Source organism: Bifidobacterium santillanense (assembly GCF_018555385.1).
In the GTDB taxonomy this organism is placed as follows: Bacteria; Actinomycetota; Actinomycetes; order Actinomycetales; family Bifidobacteriaceae; genus Bifidobacterium; species Bifidobacterium santillanense.
In genome coordinates this window covers 201430-219224 of record NZ_JAFEJS010000001.1, presented here as the reverse complement: position 1 = coordinate 219224, position 17795 = coordinate 201430, and the positions used below count along the sequence as shown (strand labels likewise).

Here is a 17795-nt window from a genome sequence, read left to right as displayed (position 1 = left end):
CGCGGCCGCGGCGATGGGTGTTCAGACGGCCCTCCGGGCGAGCCGGCGGAAGAGCAGGGCGCCGATCGCGACCCATGTCGCGGCGACGATCGTCGAGACGAGCATGGAGACGGGGTCGGCGACGTCGGCGAGGTCGCGCACGGCGGAGGCGCCGGTGATCAGGGCGAGCGGATACGCCCGGGCGACGGCCGGCGCGGCGATGCTCAACGCGCAGCCGCCGATGGTCAGGAGCATCATCACGCTCATCGTGCCGGCGAACGACTCCGCCTTCGCGCCCGCCGCCTGCGTCAGGGTCATGATCGCCCACACCGACAGGGTCAGGGGGACGCCGCGTATGAGGAACGGGCCGAGGTCCGCGAGATCGAAGCCGGCGGCGAGGCGGCCGACGAGGATGAACTCGGCCTCGAACACGAGGACGGTCAGGAGCGAGGCCGTCAGGCCGTGCAGCATCTTGCCGGCGACGGCCACGTCCGCGGCGCCGACGGCGTTCAGCCGCCGCCAGTTGCGTCCGCGGTGCTCGTTGGCTTCGATCTGCGCGGCGAACGCGGCCGTCAGCATCGGCATGAACACCATGCTCGGCAGGAGGATCGCCTGCCCCCAGACCGCCGCCCAGGTCACGCCCTGCTCGGTGAACTCCGCCCGGTAGTCGACGTACTGGCTCCACCCGTTGAACATGCCGATCGCGTCGAACAGGACGACCGCGATCCAGTACCACAGGTTGCCGGCCTTGCGCGTCTCCCACCGGAACGCCGCACGCACGGATGGCCCGCGGCGCGCCGCCGCATACGCGCGGGGCACGGCGTGGTTCCGATCCGGCCCGGCCGACGGGCCCGTCATCGGATCGATCGTGTTCGCATACGTCATCGTCTCGACTCCTTCGCCTTGACCGCCGCCGCCGAGACCAGCGTCCAGCCGACGCATGCCACGGCCGCCGCGACGACGCACCTCCACGGGTGCGCGGCGAGCGGCATGGCCGGGACGCCGTCAGCACCGGAACGGACGAACGGGCTGGCGGCCGAGCTCAGTCCGGCCGGGAACAGCCAGCCCAGGACGGGCCGGCCCATCGGATCCAGTCCGGAGCCCAGCATGCCGGCGATCACGCCGACCCCCAATCCGACGGCCTGCCGGTCGATCGTCATCGAGAGTGCGAGCTGGATCGCGCTCACGGCCATCGCGGACAGGAATCCGGTCAGTGCCGGCGTCCACGCCAGCGCGGCGAACGAACCGTCCGTCGTGAAGCCGAGGGCTCCGGCCGCGAACGGCACCCACAGCAGCGGGGTCAGGAAGCACAGTCCCACGGCGGTGCCGGCGACGATCAGCTTGCCGACGAACCGAGCCGTGTCGGACCGGCCGAGCGACAGCCATTTCACGTTCATGCGCTCCGCGGTGTCCAGCACGGCGATGCGGCTGGCCAGGAGGGCCGCCAGGATCGGGGCCAGCAGACTCACGATCCTGTAGACCTCGCCGTCGGCCATCGCGACCGACCGCAGGGCGGGATCCGGGCCGCCGGCGCGTTTCATGAACGCCATGCCCAACCACGCCGACACCAGCAGAAGCATGCCCAGCCACATCCACCAGAACGACGAACCGCGGACCTTGAGCAGCTCCAAGCGGGCCAAGGTAAGCGGGTCGCCGCCTTTCGCGCGGGGATGGGACGCGCGGATCGCTCCCCCGTACGCGATCATGTCGCTCATCGTGCGCCTCCGTCCGTCGTGGCGAACGCCGGCCGTCCCGCGGCCGGCGGCACGGCGCCGGCGATCGGCATGCCCCGCGTCGGGCGTGACGCGGACTCGTGGCTCCGGGGGCTTTCGATCAATTCGAGGAACGCCTGCTCCAGCGTCCTGCGCTCGGAGGCGACCCGGTAGACCGCGACGCCCCGGGCGACCAGCTGCGCTATCAGACCGCCGATCCGCTGGTCGGGCAGTTCCGGCAGGCGCAGCACGCCGCCGTCCTTGTCCGGCAGCCACCGGTGGTCGATCCGTTCCATGTCGAGCGTAGCCGCCGCAAGCTCGGGGTCCGAGACACGCAGGTCGATGTGTCCCTCATCACGCAGGCTGTCGAGCGAACCCTGATAGAGCAGGCGCCCGGAGGCGATGACGCCCACGACCGGCGCCATCTTCTCGATCTCGGAGAGGATGTGCGAGCTGACGATCACCGTGATGCCCCGTTCGCGGCTCAGGGCCATGATCATCTCGCGCACCTCGACCACGGCCTGCGCATCCAACCCGTTCGTCGGCTCGTCCAACAGGAGCAATTCGGGCTGCGAGATCAACGCCATCGCGATGCCGAGCCGCTGCTTCATGCCCAGCGAGTACTCCTTCGCCTTTTTGCCCCCGTGCTCCGACAGGCCCACCTGCCGCAGGACCGAGGGCACGGACGAACGCGGCAGGTTCAGATAGTCGGCCATCATGCGGCAGTTGTCCGGACCGGACAGTCCCGGGTAGAAGCTCGGCCCCTCGATCAGCGACCCCACGCGCCCGGGTTGCAGGCGATGCCGGCCGTCGACCCGCTCCCCCAGCATCCACATGTCGCCGCTTGTCGCCGAGGTCAGTCCCAGCAGCAGCTTCATCGTCGTGGACTTGCCGGCCCCGTTCGGCCCCAGAAGCCCGTACACGCCGTGCGCCGGCACGTTCAGATCCAATCCGTCGACCGCGCGGAAGTCCCCGTAGCGTTTGACCAGACCGCGCGTCAGCACCGCCGCGTCCGACGGCCCGGCCGGACGATCCCCGCATCGCCGGGTATCGCATCGCGCATCATCCATCATCGTCCTCCTCGGTTTTGTCGTTCCGCCGCCGACCTCGACGGCCACGACCACAAGGAAACCACCGACGAGACGCCCCGCGGCCCCATGCGGGCGGACTGTCACCCAAGGAGTCCGGGTTTTGTCACCCATGGGTGACAACCCGCATGCGTCCGGAATCATCTCGCGATTGCGGGATGCCTATCGGGACCGGTCCCGCGCGGGACCGCGCAGACCGCCGGTACGATTGGACGCATCACCCCCGCGACGAAAGGACATTCCATGCAGAAGCCGATCATCACCGACGAGACGTTCCTCGCCGTCCCGTCCGAGCCCGCGACCGAGGCCGACGCGGACATCGCCCGCGACCTTCTGGACACGCTCGCCGCGCACGCCGACTCGTGCGTGGGGCTGGCCGCGAACATGATCGGCGAATCCAAACGCGTCATCGTCTTCCACGACGAGGGGACCGGACGAAACATGCCGATGTTCAATCCCGCGATCGTCGAACGCTCCGGCCGCTACGAGACCGAGGAGGGGTGCCTGTCCCTCAGGGGCGTACGGCCGACGGTCCGCTACGAGCGCATCACCGTGACCTACCGCACGCGCCGCTGGCGCGAGGTCACCGCCGCGTTCGAGGGCTTCACCGCCGAGATCATCCAGCACGAGATCGACCACTGCGACGGCGTCCTCATCTGAACGCCCCCGCGGCGCCGGGCGGTGCCGAATCCGGACCGCCGGAATTTCGTGCCGAATACGGGGAACCGATGCCCCGTCATAGACGGCGTGTATGACGGCGGGGTCACGGCGCATGCGGCCGCGCGCCATAATGATGTGGACACGGGCGGCGAGGGCCGCCCTCCCACGCGAACGGCGGAGCGATCCGCATGTCGAAAGGACGACGATATGGGCGACAAGCGAGTCAGGATCGGCGACAGCGAACTGGAGGTGTTCCCGCTGGCATTGGGCGGCAACACATTCGGCTGGACCAGCGACGAGACGACCAGCCGCAGGGTGCTCGACGAGTACGTCGACGCGGGCGGCAACTTCATCGACACGGCCGACGTGTACTCGGCGTGGGCGCCGGGCAACGCGGGCGGCGAGTCCGAGATCATCCTCGGCCGCTGGCTGGCCGTGCGCGCCAACCGCGACAAGGTGGTCGTCGCCACGAAGGTCAGCGAGCACCCGCAGTACAAGGGCCTCTCCCACGACAACGTGATCGCCGCCGTGGACGAGTCGCTGCTGCGACTCGGCGTCGACGAGATCGACCTCTACTACGCGCACTTCGACGACGAGACGACCCCGCTCGAGGAGACGGCCGCCGCGTTCGACGAACTCGTCAGGGCGGGCAAGATCCGCGCGGTCGGCCTGTCCAACTACACGGCCGATCGCATCGGGGAATGGTTCCGCATCGCCCGCGAACACGGCTACGCGCTGCCGGTCGCGTTGGAGCCGCACTACAACCTCGTGGCGCGCGGCAACTACGAGCGCACGCTCGCACCCGTCGCGGAGCGCGAGAACCTCGCCGTGTTCCCGTACTTCTCGCTGGCCGCCGGATTCCTCACCGGCAAGTACCGTTCCGCCGCCGACGCCGAGGGCAAGGCGCGGCAGGGCATGGTCGCCGACTACCTCAACGCCGACGGCTTCGCGCTGATCGACGCGTTGGACGAGGTCGCCAAGGCCCACGGCGCCGCGATCGCCACGGTCGCGCTGGCCTGGCTGCGCCACCGTCCTCAGGTCGCCGGTCCGATCGCCTCGGCGCGCACACCCGAACAGCTGCCGGCCCTGCTCGCCTCCGTGGACCTCGACCTCGCGTCCGACGAGATCGACGCGCTCGACAAGGCGTCCGAGCCGTTCGCGAAGTGACGGTTCCGGGCGAGGCCCATCGAACAATCCCTCGGACGGTCGAGTGGATTCGTCGAGTCTCCGGACTCCTCGAATTCTCTCGGCCGTTCCCTATATCGCCGACCTTCCCGTGGCCACGGCTCCACTCCTCCTACGACCCGGCAGCCGGGACGCATGGACTCCGGCGAAGACCCGTCGTTTCATAGGTAATCTACTTTCATATAAGACTTCGACGCTTTCATATGCAATCCACCTACATATGGATAATTCCGCCGATTCCTCAAGCGAATGGTATGCGGAAACGTCATGCGACGGATTCCGTTATTCCATCCGGGAACGAATCCCGCATGTGTTCGCATATGCCCGAACCGCCGTAGCGGACGGCCAGGAAGCCGGAAAAGGCTTTCCCACGCATGCGCGAACTTTTGCCGCGATGAAGAAACCTTCCCACTCGACGCTTCCCCACGGCGTTTAGACAGGCCCAACGATGAAAATCGCCGTTCCCGGCGGTACGACCGCACTGCGGCATTCGACAAGACCGCCACCCACTTCTTCTCGCAGCATCCTCCGGACGCGGGAGGCCTTCATGCGCACGGCCTACGCGCATCAGTCACGGACCATGCATCATCCATGCCACGAGAACCGCTCCTCGACCGAATCGGCCGGGAATCCGCCGAACGAGTCGCTTGCCGTCTCATATGTATGCATCTTTCATATGTTTATGGTTTACCGCATATTTCATATGAAAGTCACTTTCAGATGAAAAATACAAGCCAATCTTCTCTCTTCGGGAGAGCCTGATTTTAATTTAAATGAAACTTCACTTCATATGAAAAATACTCAATCGGCACCAGCATCACCGCGTGCCTCCGTCACGGTCTGGGCTGCGATGCCGGCCTCTAACGCAGTACGGTGTCCATCGCATCGGAGACAACGGACGTGAGCACGTCCGCCTTGTCGCAACTGTCGCCTCCGACGTCGCACAGACGCGACCATTCAAGCAGCGTCTCCAGGACGCAGCCGATGATGCAGGAGACGGACAGGCGCACGGAGAACTCCGCGACGCCATCGTCACCTGCGATCCCGGACGGAACGGACGGGGAGGGCGCGGATCCATCCGCGACACCGGGTTCCCCGAAGCCGACGACATCCTTCCCCTCCCATATGGCGGCGACGGCCGCCGTCCACCTGGGGACGCGTGCGTACAGCGCCGACAGCAACGCCTCGTTGGACCGCACGATCCGCAGCCTGAGCGCCAGTCCCTCAAGCTGCTCCGATTCGAGCGAACCGAGTACCTGCGGCGCTACACGGCGCACGAAGTCCCTCGGCGATGGGTCCATATGTCTCCCGATCTCCTGACGCAGATCGACGAACGGCTCGCCGTCGACCGAGAACCCGATGACGAGGTCCTCCTTGGTCGGGAAATACCGGAACACGGTGATCGCGGACATCCCCGCCTCGTCGGCGATGCGCTGCATGGTGACCTTGTCGTAGCCGCATTCGTCGAACAGGCGCAGCGCGGTGTCGCGGATGGTCCTGCGGGTGGCGATCTTCTTGCGCCGCTGCCAGCGGGTGCGCGCGACCGCCGCCTTGACCGACGTTCCCCGTTGATTGCCGTTCGCCATCACGCCTCCACCCGTTTCGTACCGTATCTCATATAGTACAAACATCACCTCTCAGGGACGAATCGGGATATTCCCCGATGGCGGCCTGCGGATTAAAGATGGAAGAATGGGATCGAGGGACGGAAGCCCCGATGCCGGCCGGGACTCGGATATGCCGAAACGGCGGCGGTGCGAACGGAGGAGACATGAGACTGATCGGCAATATCCTGTGGCTGGTGCTCGGCGGGCTTGCGCTCGCGGCCGGATGGGCGATCGTGGGACTGGCGCTGTGCGTCACGATCGTCGGCATCCCGCTGGGGTTGCAGGCGTTCAAGATGGCGGGACTGACGCTGACGCCGTTCGGCAGGACCGTGCGGTACGGCGGCGGAGCCGGCTCGCTGGTCGCCAACCTCGTGTGGGTGGTGCTGGCGGGCGCGTGGATGGCGATCGGCTACCTCATCGCGGGGATCGCCAACTGCGTCACCATCATCGGCATCCCGTTCGGCATCCAGTCGTTCAAGATGGCCAAGCTCGCGCTCTGGCCGTTCGGCGCGCGCATCTGCGACCTGTAGCGAAGCGGGCATCGAGACGCTGCATCCCAAGGACGGCATAGCCTCCATCGACGTCGCGGCGCTGGCGAGGGAGCCCCGCCGCGTCATCATGGGCCGTCCCGGGACGGTCACCGACTCGGGGATGCTCATCATCCTCCACGACACGGCATCCGGCGGATACCATGTATTCGAATCACTGATGTAGCGACGCCGCCGCGACCGTGGGCCGGCGGACAGGATACGAACGAAAGGGAGCAGACGACATGAACCCGCACGACACCGATCCCGAGCATCCGGAACGCCCCGCGCCGCTCACGCTGCCCGACGGCTCCCCCGCGATCGACGCATGGCCGCTGGACCGGTCGGTCATCCATCTGAATCACGGCTCGTTCGGCGCCGTGCCGAACCGTACGCGCGCCCTGCAGAATGCATACGAGGCCCGGGCCGACACGAACCCCGTCGGCTGGTTCCCGTACGTCGGCGAACGTATCGCGTCCATGCGCGCGCAGCTCGCCGGATTCCTGAACGTCCCGGCCGACCATGCGGCGTGGGTGCCGAACGCCTCGGCCGGAGCCAGCGTCGTCTACGCGAACGTCCACGTGCCGCGCGGCGGCGAGATCCTCGTCACCGACCACGGATACGGCGCGGTGCTCCAGGGCGCCGCCCGCATGGCCCGTCGCGACGGCGCGACATTGAGGACCGTCCACGTGCCGATCGACGCGGACGGGGACATGGTCGTCGACATCGTGACCTCCGCCATGACGGACCGCACCGCGTTCATCGTGGTCGACCAGATCACCTCCGCCACGGCGATGCTCCTCCCCGCGAAGCGCATCGCCGCCGAGGCGCACCGGCGCGGCATCCGCATCCTCGTCGACGGCGCGCATGCCCCGGGACAGCTCGACGACCCGATCGGCGGACTCGCATCCGACTGGTGGATGGGTAATTTCCACAAGTTCCCGTGCGCGCCGCGCGGCACCGCGCTGCTGGTGCTGCCGCCCGCAGGCGGCCGCGACGGACAGGACCTGTGGCCGCTCATCGACTCGTGGGGCTACGACCGTCCGTTCCCGGAACGCTTCGACGAACAGGGCACGCAGGACCTGTGCGGCCCGATCGCAGCGCCCGATGCATGGCGCGAGATCGACCGGCTGTGGGGATGGGATGCGGTCCGCCGGTACATGACGGCGCTCGCCGACTACGCCGAACGGCACGTGGCGCAGGCCGCGGGCGAGATCTCCGGCGAGGACTGCTCGTCCCCGGTCCGGATTCCCTCCCCCGCCATGCGTCTGGTGCGGCTGCCGCGGTTCGGACGCGAGCGCACGCCGCGCGAGTCGGCCGCGCTGTGCGCCGAATTCCGTTCGCGTATCCTCGACGAGCTCGGAGCCGAGGTAGCGGTCACCGAATTCGGCGGTGAACTCTACCTGCGTCTGACCGCGCACGCCTACGTCACCGTCGACGACGTGGACCGCTTCGCCGAATGCTGCGTGCCGCGGATCATCGACTGGCTGCGCGAATAGACGGACGTGGGTCGCGATGGCCTGACCGGTATGACGACGACGCATGACGCCATCCGCATCCGGCGCCGGCCTCCGTGACGTCTATGCGGCGTCGGCCCCGGTCGCGGCGCGGTGCGGACCGCCCGTATGCGCGCCGTGCGGGGATGCGGGCATGCTGCGGATCTTGGCGGTGAGGTACTCCGACTCGATTTTCCACACCGTCACGCTCCTGATCTGAGCGTCGGTGAACGCCACGTGCGGTATATGCGCCTGATGGGCCATCAGCAGCTCCAGTCCATGCCGGCATTCGTCGAGGTCGTCGACGATCGAGGCGACGCCGTTGCCGACGATGGATTTGAACGATTCGCCCCAGGCGCACGCCGTACGCCCCGCGACGACCTCGCAGTCCGTGCGCATCGAGAACGCGACCGGCAGACGGTTGCCGGCGGCGCGGACCGCGTCGAGCTTGCGGCCGCGCCGCGCCGAGTGCATCCACAGGACGAGACGGCCGTCGGCCCGATCGTATTCGTATCCGAAGTTGAGCGGCACGATGGTCAATCCCTCGGCGTCCGTGTACGCGACGTCGACGATGTCGCAGCCGGCGATGATCGAGGCGATCACGTCGGGGTCGGTGACCTCGCGGTCGGCGCGGCGCATCATGCGGCGGCCGCCGGCGACCGTGCGCTCGTCGTCGCGGCGTCGCGGACGGTGGGAGTCGCCCCGTCCCCGCTCCTCCGTCTCCTGCGCGTACTCCACGCTCATCCCCGACTCCTTTCACGGCTTTCACGATGTGAACCTCATGATACAGGGACTGAAAGAGCCGTCTTTCATGCTTGGAGTCACTGATGGCCGTTATTTTTCGGGGAGACATCAGTAAAATCAATCATGGTCGCAGATATCGGCGGCATGCGTTCCACTCCCCTGTTCGCGCCCATCGCCGACCATCGATGGCACCGGGTGCGGCGAAACGCCAATCCGACGAGGCCGTGTCATCCAAAGACGACACGGCGCATCCCCATATGCCGAGTCATGCCGGTCAGGAACGGTCCAGTACGGATCGGGAACCTGTACAGGCACGCAGCAGCAGCCATGCGCTTATCACGGCGACGGCGACGCCGACCGGAATCACATAACCGGCGAATCCCACCCCTCGCAATACCCATGTAGTCGGTATGACGGCGTACAGGAGCGGTGCGTCTTCGAACACGCCGGAGCTCACCGTAAGCCCGGCGACGATGAAGAAGGCGACGATGTTCCATGCGACAAGGGAACTGGCCCAAAGACGCAGCACGAAGCATACCAAAGCAAGAACGGCGGCGGCGAATACGAGCATCAGGACGGTCCTCGACGAAAGCGTCTCATTGACGACGAATCCGATGGCAAGCCCATACAGCACGGTCAGACAGACGTTGACCGCGACGCCGAGCAACAGCGATTTCACACTGAAGCGAAGCAGAAGTCGGTCATGGATACTGAAGGAACGGTACGAGCAGGGCACCCTCGCATGGGAGAAGACAAGACCGGTCGCGGCTATGGGAAGCGCCATCACCATCGCCGACTGCACCACCGCGCCGGTGTTCCCGTAACGCAAAAAGAACAGCGGAAGAAACAGGACGGCCATGAAGGCGAGCGTCGACCAGTGAATCAATGCCACGCGCTCAATGCGCAATAGGGACTTCATTTCCTTTCCGCTCCTTTGCAACGGAACCAGCTTAGCAGAACATAGGCGACAACGAGCATCGCAATCGGGACGACGACCATCATGGGGCCGATGGGCGGTCGGCTCACCATCTCCGCCGGCGACATCACGGTGCCGTTCAGATTCAATCCGACGGCCCGCAGGGCATTCGCGACGTAGGGATTCGCATGGTCTGGAAGATCGCCCGGCAGGATGATCCACAGATAGAGCAGGACGCCCGAGACGACCCCTGCGGTCCTGGGGTCGGCGGCGATCTCGATGATCGAGTAGAGCAGGGAGACCGAGAGGCTGTGCAGAACGACGAAACACAGAACGATGGACAGGTGCGGATGCATTTCGACGCCCGCCAGAACCATGATGGCATCGAAGCACAATACGCCAAACAGGTTCACGGAGGTCAGGATCAGAGCCCGGAATACGGCTCTGAGCGAGCATGGCGTCCATGCGAAATACACCTGGCGCGGCAGACCCCCGTAGTGCGCCTTCGCAACCCTGGCATCACACGCGAAGAGCAGCGAGAGACAGATCAGCGGCTGGGTGCCGGTGAAATAGACGCAATACCCTCCGGCTATCGGGGTTCCGTTCGCCGCGCCAGAAATCCACGAACCCAGCAGGAGGGACGCCACGGCGCCGAACACCGCGGCGAGGAAATACCATACGTTCCAGTAATAGGCGACCAACGCGCGAATGGGAGAAACGGCACTCAAGCCCCTACCTCCCCTGATACAGATCCGCGAGGTTCACCCCGGTCAGGTCCGTGACCTGCACGGCCCGGCCATGGCGAATCATGATGCATTCGTCCGGGACTCCCTGGATCTCATGGAGCAGATGTGTGGAGATCACGACGCAGTTCCCCTTGTCCCGATAGGCGCGAAGCGTTTCGGACAGGGACATCATGCCATCGGGATCCAGGCCGTTCTGCGGCTCGTCAAGGAACAGGAATCTCGGATGCGGCAGCAGGGCAAGGCAGAGCTCCAGGCGCTCCTTCATGCCCGTCGAGTAGTCCTTCGCCTTACGCCCATGCGCCGCGCGGTTGATGCCCACCTCATCCAACGCCGACTCCGGGTCCACGTCCAGTCCCCAGAACGCGGAGGCGACCTCGACGTTCCGTCTGCCGCTCAGGTAGGGAAAGTAGCTTGGATGGTCTATCGCCGCGGACATCTCGTTGATGTTCGTCCGGGTGTACGTGATGTTCCCGCTCACGGGTTTGATCCGCCCGAGCAACGTCTTCATCAACGTGGTTTTACCCGCGCCGTTCGCCCCGAGCAGACAGATGATCCTGCCCGTCCGTAACTGCAGGTTGATGTCACTGACGATCGGGACGCTCTTGTACCCGATCGAGAGGTTGGTCGTCGATATGGCTGGCATGGCTCACCTTTCCTGAAAATCTCCGCGCGTTGCAGCAATGTGCAACCAAAGGAAGCGCTACACCTCTAGAGTGTTCCCGTCAGCGTGAAATCTCCATCGACCGCCAGGATGAATATGTGACTCATCCTCAGGAATGAGTCCCCGTATCCGCTGACGGTGCAGGCGGAACATGCCGTACAAGCCCAACATCCCGCCGAGGAACGTGACACCGTCGACCGTGCACGAGACCCCAGCAGCTTGAATTTCGTATCGTGCATACGGCATAGGCCGCAACTTCGACCAGTGATCGACCGGCGGGACGGGACATGTCTGGCGACTACCGTCATGAGAAGGACAAGGAGCATCACATGAGCGATCAGGGTTTCACCTTCCACGACGACGTCACCAGCAGCCAGTCCGACGACCCGTTGATTCCGGCCCCCGACGAGACCGCCGCTCCGGTCGACTGGGACGATCCGGACCAGGTCCTGGGAATGGTCGCGTCGCTCAAGGACCAGTTCACGACCGAGCTGTCCGGACTGGCCGCGAACGTGGCCGACACCATGCTCGGCGGCGACGTCGAGGCGCTGCTGGCCGTGACCTGCGCGATGGCCGACGCGATGGGCGAACTGTACGCGACCGAGGCGGCCATCCTCAACGGATTGCTCGCCGCGCGCCACCCCGACTGGCTGCCCCAAGTCAACGGCCGGACCTCCATGAGTGAACTGCGCCGCGTCATGCCGGACATGGTCAGGGTCGAACGCGCGTTCGTGCAGCTTCTCAAGACTGGGGAACGACAGGTCGTGCATCTGCCCGACGCCGGACACGACGTGAGCATGACGCCCCGCAAGGACGGCACCGGCGTCGAATTCACCATCGACCAACAGGCCGACACCGACCTGTGATGTATGCGGATGCCGCTCTCCCGTCAACGGTGGCCGTTCGGGATCCGTCGCGCTCTTGACGTGGAAGCACGACCGCATACCTCTCACATTCCCTGAAGGTGCCGTGCGGCCCAGACGATGAGACGGACGCGGTTGGTCTGGCCGGTTTTCCTGAGGATGTTGCCGATGTGGGTTTTGACGGTGGATACGCTGATGCCGAGTCGTGCGGCGATCTGGTCGTTGGAGTCTCCCTGGACGATGCGGGCGAGGATGCCCCGTTCCCGATTGGTGAAATCGGGCAGTCCATCGTCCCTTCGGACCGATGTCTCACTGTCGTCCGCCGATGACGCCGATGACGATGACATCCGGGCGGAATCGGTGGCAACGAGCCGCTGGTTGAGACGGCCCATGATGGACGAGTCCATGACCGCATTACCCGTGGCGGCGGCGCGGATGGCGTCGAGGAGTTGCTCGGCGCTGCTGTTTTTGAGGAGGAACCCGCTGGCTCCGGCGTCGAACATGCCGATGGCATAGGCGTCGGTGTCGTATGAGGTCAGACCGATGATGCGCATTTCCGGAAGATCGCGGGCGATGACGCGCGTGGCCTGGATACCGTCGAGTCCGGGCATGCGCACGTCCATGAGCATCACATCCGGTTTGATCCGTCGGGCTGTACGTACCGCGTTTTCGCCGTCCGTGGCCGTGGCGATGACGGTCATGTCCAGCTGCGTATCGATGATGCGCGTGAGTCCGCTCAATATCAGCGGTTGGTTGTCGACCAGCATCACGCGGATGGTATGGATCGCGTTCGGACTCCTCATGTACCCTCCTTCTTCCCGGTATCCCCGGTATTCGGCATGGCGCCCGGCGTCGGGAATGATGGTTCCCGTTGCGGAAGCGGCCAGACGGCGTCGACCTGGAACAGGCCATCCTCCAAGGCGCTGCGAGCGTGACCGCCGTATTGTCCGCATCTCCAGATGATGCCGTCAAGCCCCCGTCCCCGCTTCCCGGCCGGCTTGCCGTCGGCGTCGCCGCCGGACGCGGAATCGGACACGCAGGGGTTCTCGCAATGCAGGTGGATGCCGTCGGCGGTGATGGTGATGGTCATGTCGACGCAACGGGGACGTGCGTAGCGCAACGCATTGGTCAGACATTCCTCGATCACCCGATACACGGCGTGGGACAAACCGGCAGGCAGGCGTGGTAGACCGTCGCGTTCGTCATGCAGGTCGACGGCCAGCCCGCGCCGCCGGTATCCATCGATGAGCCGATCGAGTTGGTCGAGCGTGGGCTCAGGCTGGCGATCGTCGCCAGCATCTCCGGCAAGCAAAGCCCTCAGGTCGACGACCGCTTCGCGCGAGGCTTGGGAGATGTCCGCGAACACCGTGCGTGATGCGGAATCGGCGGTGGTCGTTCTGCCGCTTTCGGCTTGAACGGTGATGCCGGTGAGCGTGTGGGCGAGGATGTCGTGCATCTCGCGGTTGATGCGCATGCGTTCCTCCAGCACGGCGATCCGGACGCGCATGTCACCATCGCGTTCGACCATGATCCGACGGTCTTCCTCCGCCTCAAGCCTCATGTCCTTGGCGCGGTCGAGCCGGCCCGCCTGCCATGACGCCAGCATCAGACTGCCGGCGAGCAATCCGGCCACGGGCATCGTCCAATCCGAGGATCGAACGATCGCCAGATGCAGGCCGAACGCAACGACGGGTAGCGGACACGACGCCAGGCCGATCAGGCGGCAATGTCTCATATGGCTTGCCCCGCACGGGAACGCGGCGGCTACGGCCATGAGCTGGCCAATCAACGTGAACGAGCCATAGATGGTCGTATACGCAGCGGGAACGACGGCCGCCAATACGGCGAATACGATGGGCCGCCGCCGCGCGAACACGATGGAGGCGACGGCCGCGCCCGCCCATACCCAATCACCCATGCCCGCCGCACCGAACAGCATGCACAGCAGCACGCCGAACAGGGCAGTCGCATCCTCCGCACGAACCTTCATACCGGCGACGTTACCCGTGTCGGCCGGCCGATGCCATGATTCGCAATGATGGTTTCCGCTCTTCATCCCACGGAATCTCATACCCAAGTACCATGCAGCTCGTACCGCGGTGCCATTCCGGTGAAACGTGGTTCGCCCGGACGATACCCGCGCGATTCCATCCCTAATAGGTTGGTTGCGTGAACGGGCGATTCGATGCGTCGGCGATCGAATCCCCCTCGGAATACAGGAAGGGACTGGCATGACAGGCACATCAGGAACAAACGACGGAGCGGGTGCGTGCCCGACGGCCGTCGAGGCGGTCGACGTGCGTAAGACGTACGGCTCGGGCTCGGCCGAGACGATTGCGGTGGCGGGCATCACGGCCCGGTTCGAGCAAGGCAGGTTCACGGCAATCGTGGGGCCGTCCGGTTCGGGCAAGACCACATTGCTGCATCTGCTCGCCGGATTGGATACGCCGACCTCCGGCCGTGTGGTCATCGGCGGCGTGGATATTTCGACGTTGTCGGATGACGCGTTGTCCGATCTGCGGCGTGATCGGATCGGGTTCATCTTCCAGGATTTCAACCTGCTGCCGTATCTGACGGCGGAGCAGAATATCGAGCTGCCGTTCACATTGTGCGGCAGGCGGCCCGACCGGCAGACCATACGCGGGGTCGCGCGCGAGCTGGGCATCGAGAACCGGCTCGACCACAAGCCTCGGGAAATGAGCGGCGGGCAACGGCAGCGCGTGGCGGTCACCCGTGCGTTGGCTGGGAATCCCGCGGTGGTGTTCGCGGACGAGCCGACCGGGTCGCTGGATGTGAGGTCATCACGCCAGCTGCTGGCGATATTGCGGGATATGGCGTCGCGGCGCGGGCAGACGATCGTGATGGTCACGCATGATCCGAACGCCGCCGCCTACGCGGATCGTGCCCTCGTGGTGCGTGACGGTTCGATCGCGGCTGACATCGCGCATCCGACGGCCGCCGACGTGGTGGACGCGCTCGAAGAGGACGCCGGTCCCTCCCTTTCGTCTGCGGGAGGTGTCGCCGCAGGCGACGGAGGGTGGTCGGTGCCGGGTTCCGACCGCAAGGAGGGTGCGCGATGATCCGGGTGGCGTGGGCGCAGATCACACATTCCCCGTCCCGTCTGCTCGCCGTGCTGCTGGCGGTGGTTCTGTCGGCGGCGATGCTGACGGGCACGGTCGTGTTCCAGGGCACCTCCACCGCGAGCATGGCCGCCGTCACGGCCGCACCGTTGAAGCCCGTGGACATCATCATCGACCCCGGCGACGCCGACGCGAAGACATTGCGACCCTCATGGGCCGGGGACGTGCTCGCCAAGGCGGCCATCGGCGACAAGGTGAAGGCGACGGCCCCGTATTACGCGGCCACGGTCACCGCGTACGGCGCGGATGCGCGCGGCACGGCGAACGTGTACTCCATCTCCCGCGACCCGTCCCTGCGCTGGTTCGGATTGGAGTCCGGAGACTGGCCGAAGACCGCCGACCAGATCGTCATCTCGCATGACACGGCGGACAGGCTCGGCATGGGCGTCGGAGATAGAGTCACGTTGAAATCGTCCGACGGAACGAAACATGTGGTGACGGTCAGCGGCATTAATGATGTGCGGTTCAAGCCGATGACCGGCACCGATTACGCAATCTACGCCGACCCGTCGTACTTCGGTGACGCGACGCCGGGTGAATTGTTCGTCAAACTCGACGACCCCTCCGACATAGATTCGATTACCAAGCGTCTCGCGGCGGCGGCCAAGGCCGATGGCGTCACGGCGGTCACGGGCACGGAGATGATCCGGCAGGCGTCGGCGATGATGGCCGGCGGCAGCACGCAGCTGACCGTGATCATGGCGGTGTTCGCGGTCATCGCCCTGTGTGCCGCGATGATGGTGATTTCCAGCACTTATCGGACGCTGATCGCGCAGCGTACGCGGGATATCGCCATGCTGCGTCTGATCGGAGCCAGACGCGCGAACATTCGTTCGCTCGTGCTGTCCGAAGCGCTGATCACCTCCATAGCCGGAACAATCATCGGAGCCCTGATCGGTGTAGGCGGCGGATACGCGGCCATGGTGGCGATGGGTCAGGCGTTCGGTGGATTCGCCGCCAACTCGATGTTGCTGGCTGGAACGTTGCTGCTGACGGTTCTGGCCACGGTATTGACCGCATGGACGACAGTGCGCCACGCCACACGCATCCCACCTATCCAGGCATTGGACGGAGCGGCGCAGTCCGACGACGGCAACAACGACGCGAAGACGAGTGGCAAGACACATAACGGCGGTGTTTCGTGCATCGTGTTCGGCGCAGTGTGCGCGATCGCCGGAGTCGCGTTGCTGTGGGTCGGAGCGGCCGGCTTCCACATGCCCGTTGCATTGGCCGGCGGTCTTGCTTTGGCGCTTGGCCTCGTGCTTGCATTGCCCGGACTCGTCGCGATGCTCATGCCCGTCATCGGTGTGGGCTTGTCCGTATGCGGATTGGCGGGCAAACTGGCTGCGGCAAGCCTCTCGGCGAACGCGCGGCGTGCGGGCAGCACCGTCACCGCGGTCGCATTCGGCATCAGCCTGATCGCCGCGCTCTCCTCGGCCGCGGCCACCGGCACCGCCACCATCAACGCCGACCTCGACCGCCGATATCCGGTCAGCGCCGCCCTCTACACGCCGGACAACGGCACGCTCTCCGACAAGGTCCTGCAGCAGGCCAATGAAATCACCGACGCACGAGGCTCCTACCCGGTACGCACCATCGCCATCGACCATGCGCCGGACGGGGCCAAGGCCACGCCCCGGATACTCGACGTCATCCCCGACAAGGCCGCCGCCATCTTCGCCGAAGATGACCAGTGGCGCGCCGGCGAGGAGAACGGCATGCCGGTCGCGCTCGTCCACCCGCGCTACATGAGCACCATCGGCATCAAGGAAGGCGACATGCTCACGCTCACCGTCGCGGGCGTTCCCGTCACGGTCAGGGTGCACGCCTCGCAGCTCACCGAATCACCGAAACTCGCAGTCATCATCACCGACGGCCAACTCGACGCGCTGCCGCACACTGACGCCATCGAACCGGCATTGAAGACCAGCATGATCTGGTTCAAGGCCAAGCCCGGCATCGACCATGCCAAGCTCGCCAGTCAGGTCAACCGGCTGGCCGTGTCTGATCCGAACGCCACGGTCGGCGGAGGCATCGCCGAAAGCAACGACATCCTCAACGTGCTGAACATGCTGCTCATGCTCTCCTACGCGATGCTCGCCATCACTATCATCATCAGCTTGACCGGGCTGGTCAACCAGCTCGCGCTGTCCGTCATCGAACGCACCAGCGAGATCAGCATGCTGCGCGCCCTCGGCACCAGACGCGGCGTCATCCACGCGGAAATCGCCATCGAAGCGTTGACCCTGACCGTCATCGGCACCATCATCGGGCTGCTCGTCGGCCTGCCGCTCGGTGTCGCCGGTGTCAAAGCCCAGATTGGTGGCATGACCAGCCAATTCACCACGCAGCTGCCGTGGACGCAGATCGGCGTGTTCGTCCTCGTCGTTCTCGTCGCGGGACTGCTCGCCTCGGCCGTACCTGCGCGCAACGCCACCCGCATCCAACCCACGCAGGGACTCACCAGCTGA

General features: G+C 65.6%; 17 protein-coding genes. 7 read left to right on the top strand and 10 right to left on the bottom strand.

All coding sequences use genetic code 11. The features are described from left to right. Window positions 1–21 precede the first annotated feature (21 nt). Genes JS528_RS01005 through JS528_RS00995 form a run of 3 tightly spaced genes read right to left on the bottom strand, consistent with a single transcriptional unit; the run spans window position 22 to window position 2764 of the window. Window positions 22–864: an ABC-2 family transporter permease gene (locus JS528_RS01005; protein WP_214357236.1), complete on the bottom strand. Its 843-nt coding sequence runs from the start codon at window positions 862–864 to the stop codon at window positions 22–24. Continuing rightward, complete coding sequence (locus tag JS528_RS01000; RefSeq protein WP_214357235.1) at window positions 861–1694, bottom strand: ABC transporter permease; 834 nt, start codon at window positions 1692–1694, stop codon at window positions 861–863. The genes JS528_RS01005 and JS528_RS01000 overlap by 4 nt, the downstream gene beginning before the upstream one ends. Further along, a complete protein-coding gene (locus tag JS528_RS00995; RefSeq protein ID WP_240541228.1) occupies window positions 1691–2764 on the bottom strand; it encodes an ABC transporter ATP-binding protein in 1074 nt (357 codons plus the stop codon). The genes JS528_RS01000 and JS528_RS00995 overlap by 4 nt, the downstream gene beginning before the upstream one ends. 258 nt (window positions 2765–3022) lie before the next feature. On the opposite strand from JS528_RS00995, the gene JS528_RS00990 reads away from it, so the two are divergent. Both JS528_RS00990 and JS528_RS00985 read left to right on the top strand, forming a co-directional pair. Continuing rightward, complete coding sequence (locus JS528_RS00990; protein WP_214357234.1) at window positions 3023–3439, top strand: peptide deformylase; 417 nt, start codon at window positions 3023–3025, stop codon at window positions 3437–3439. 207 nt (window positions 3440–3646) lie between these two features. Further along, entirely contained in the window at window positions 3647–4606 is a 960-nt protein-coding gene (locus tag JS528_RS00985) for an aldo/keto reductase (RefSeq protein WP_214357233.1), read from the top strand. An 878-nt stretch (window positions 4607–5484) separates the two neighbouring features. On the opposite strand, the gene JS528_RS00980 is transcribed toward JS528_RS00985, so the two are convergent. Continuing rightward, window positions 5485–6210 (bottom strand): TetR/AcrR family transcriptional regulator, encoded by a 726-nt coding sequence (locus JS528_RS00980; protein WP_214357232.1) that lies wholly within the window; start codon window positions 6208–6210, stop codon window positions 5485–5487. Window positions 6211–6395: 185 nt separating this feature from the next. Between JS528_RS00980 and JS528_RS00975 the strand changes: the two genes are divergently transcribed. Together JS528_RS00975 and JS528_RS00970 are read left to right on the top strand one after the other, a co-directional pair. After that, window positions 6396–6761, top strand: coding sequence for a YccF domain-containing protein (locus JS528_RS00975; RefSeq protein WP_214357231.1), 366 nt, complete (start codon window positions 6396–6398; stop codon window positions 6759–6761). Between the two features lie 242 nt (window positions 6762–7003). Continuing rightward, entirely contained in the window at window positions 7004–8257 is a 1254-nt protein-coding gene (locus JS528_RS00970) for an aminotransferase class V-fold PLP-dependent enzyme (protein ID WP_214357230.1), read from the top strand. An 81-nt stretch (window positions 8258–8338) separates the two neighbouring features. Here the strand turns inward: JS528_RS00970 and JS528_RS00965 are convergent, their stop codons facing one another. The 4 genes from JS528_RS00965 to JS528_RS00950 form a co-directional block, all read right to left on the bottom strand. Continuing rightward, window positions 8339–8998: a pyridoxamine 5'-phosphate oxidase family protein gene (locus tag JS528_RS00965; protein ID WP_214357229.1), complete on the bottom strand. Its 660-nt coding sequence runs from the start codon at window positions 8996–8998 to the stop codon at window positions 8339–8341. A gap of 274 nt (window positions 8999–9272) precedes the next feature. Then, complete coding sequence (locus JS528_RS00960; protein WP_214357228.1) at window positions 9273–9917, bottom strand: cytochrome C oxidase subunit IV; 645 nt, start codon at window positions 9915–9917, stop codon at window positions 9273–9275. Continuing rightward, window positions 9914–10642 carry a hypothetical protein gene (locus JS528_RS00955; protein ID WP_214357227.1) on the bottom strand — a complete coding sequence of 243 codons (729 nt, stop codon included), beginning with the start codon at window positions 10640–10642 and terminating at the stop codon, window positions 9914–9916. The genes JS528_RS00960 and JS528_RS00955 overlap by 4 nt, the downstream gene beginning before the upstream one ends. Before the next feature lie 4 nt (window positions 10643–10646). Further along, window positions 10647–11303 (bottom strand): ATP-binding cassette domain-containing protein, encoded by a 657-nt coding sequence (locus JS528_RS00950; RefSeq protein WP_214357226.1) that lies wholly within the window; start codon window positions 11301–11303, stop codon window positions 10647–10649. A 347-nt stretch (window positions 11304–11650) separates the two neighbouring features. Here JS528_RS00950 and JS528_RS00945 point away from each other — a divergent pair, with 347 nt between their 5' ends. Further along, complete coding sequence (locus JS528_RS00945; protein ID WP_214357225.1) at window positions 11651–12187, top strand: hypothetical protein; 537 nt, start codon at window positions 11651–11653, stop codon at window positions 12185–12187. Window positions 12188–12270: 83 nt separating this feature from the next. On the opposite strand, the gene JS528_RS00940 is transcribed toward JS528_RS00945, so the two are convergent. Together JS528_RS00940 and JS528_RS00935 are read right to left on the bottom strand one after the other, a co-directional pair. Further along, entirely contained in the window at window positions 12271–12987 is a 717-nt protein-coding gene (locus tag JS528_RS00940) for a response regulator transcription factor (RefSeq protein ID WP_214357224.1), read from the bottom strand. Then, the gene (locus tag JS528_RS00935; protein WP_214357223.1) at window positions 12984–14174 is read right to left on the bottom strand and encodes a sensor histidine kinase; all 1191 of its coding nucleotides are present in this window, start codon (window positions 14172–14174) and stop codon (window positions 12984–12986) included. The genes JS528_RS00940 and JS528_RS00935 overlap by 4 nt, the downstream gene beginning before the upstream one ends. 241 nt (window positions 14175–14415) lie before the next feature. On the opposite strand from JS528_RS00935, the gene JS528_RS00930 reads away from it, so the two are divergent. Further along, entirely contained in the window at window positions 14416–15264 is an 849-nt protein-coding gene (locus tag JS528_RS00930; protein WP_214357222.1) for an ABC transporter ATP-binding protein, read from the top strand. Beyond that, on the top strand, window positions 15261–17795 hold the full coding sequence (locus tag JS528_RS00925) for an FtsX-like permease family protein (RefSeq protein ID WP_214357221.1): 2535 nt from the start codon (window positions 15261–15263) through the stop codon (window positions 17793–17795). The genes JS528_RS00930 and JS528_RS00925 overlap by 4 nt, the downstream gene beginning before the upstream one ends.

What these genes read in the sequence shown, in the direction of transcription:
- JS528_RS01005 (WP_214357236.1), bottom strand. Translation starts at nt 864, where the DNA reads ATGACGTATGCGAACACGATCGATCCGATGACGGGCCCGTCGGCCGGG.
- JS528_RS01000 (WP_214357235.1), bottom strand. Translation starts at nt 1,694, where the DNA reads ATGAGCGACATGATCGCGTACGGGGGAGCGATCCGCGCGTCCCATCCC.
- JS528_RS00995 (WP_240541228.1), bottom strand. Translation starts at nt 2,764, where the DNA reads ATGATGGATGATGCGCGATGCGATACCCGGCGATGCGGGGATCGTCCG.
- JS528_RS00990 (WP_214357234.1), top strand. Translation starts at nt 3,023, where the DNA reads ATGCAGAAGCCGATCATCACCGACGAGACGTTCCTCGCCGTCCCGTCC.
- JS528_RS00985 (WP_214357233.1), top strand. Translation starts at nt 3,647, where the DNA reads ATGGGCGACAAGCGAGTCAGGATCGGCGACAGCGAACTGGAGGTGTTC.
- JS528_RS00980 (WP_214357232.1), bottom strand. Translation starts at nt 6,210, where the DNA reads ATGGCGAACGGCAATCAACGGGGAACGTCGGTCAAGGCGGCGGTCGCG.
- JS528_RS00975 (WP_214357231.1), top strand. Translation starts at nt 6,396, where the DNA reads ATGAGACTGATCGGCAATATCCTGTGGCTGGTGCTCGGCGGGCTTGCG.
- JS528_RS00970 (WP_214357230.1), top strand. Translation starts at nt 7,004, where the DNA reads ATGAACCCGCACGACACCGATCCCGAGCATCCGGAACGCCCCGCGCCG.
- JS528_RS00965 (WP_214357229.1), bottom strand. Translation starts at nt 8,998, where the DNA reads ATGAGCGTGGAGTACGCGCAGGAGACGGAGGAGCGGGGACGGGGCGAC.
- JS528_RS00960 (WP_214357228.1), bottom strand. Translation starts at nt 9,917, where the DNA reads ATGAAGTCCCTATTGCGCATTGAGCGCGTGGCATTGATTCACTGGTCG.
- JS528_RS00950 (WP_214357226.1), bottom strand. Translation starts at nt 11,303, where the DNA reads ATGCCAGCCATATCGACGACCAACCTCTCGATCGGGTACAAGAGCGTC.
- JS528_RS00945 (WP_214357225.1), top strand. Translation starts at nt 11,651, where the DNA reads ATGAGCGATCAGGGTTTCACCTTCCACGACGACGTCACCAGCAGCCAG.
- JS528_RS00940 (WP_214357224.1), bottom strand. Translation starts at nt 12,987, where the DNA reads ATGAGGAGTCCGAACGCGATCCATACCATCCGCGTGATGCTGGTCGAC.
- JS528_RS00935 (WP_214357223.1), bottom strand. Translation starts at nt 14,174, where the DNA reads ATGAAGGTTCGTGCGGAGGATGCGACTGCCCTGTTCGGCGTGCTGCTG.
- JS528_RS00930 (WP_214357222.1), top strand. Translation starts at nt 14,416, where the DNA reads ATGACAGGCACATCAGGAACAAACGACGGAGCGGGTGCGTGCCCGACG.
- JS528_RS00925 (WP_214357221.1), top strand. Translation starts at nt 15,261, where the DNA reads ATGATCCGGGTGGCGTGGGCGCAGATCACACATTCCCCGTCCCGTCTG.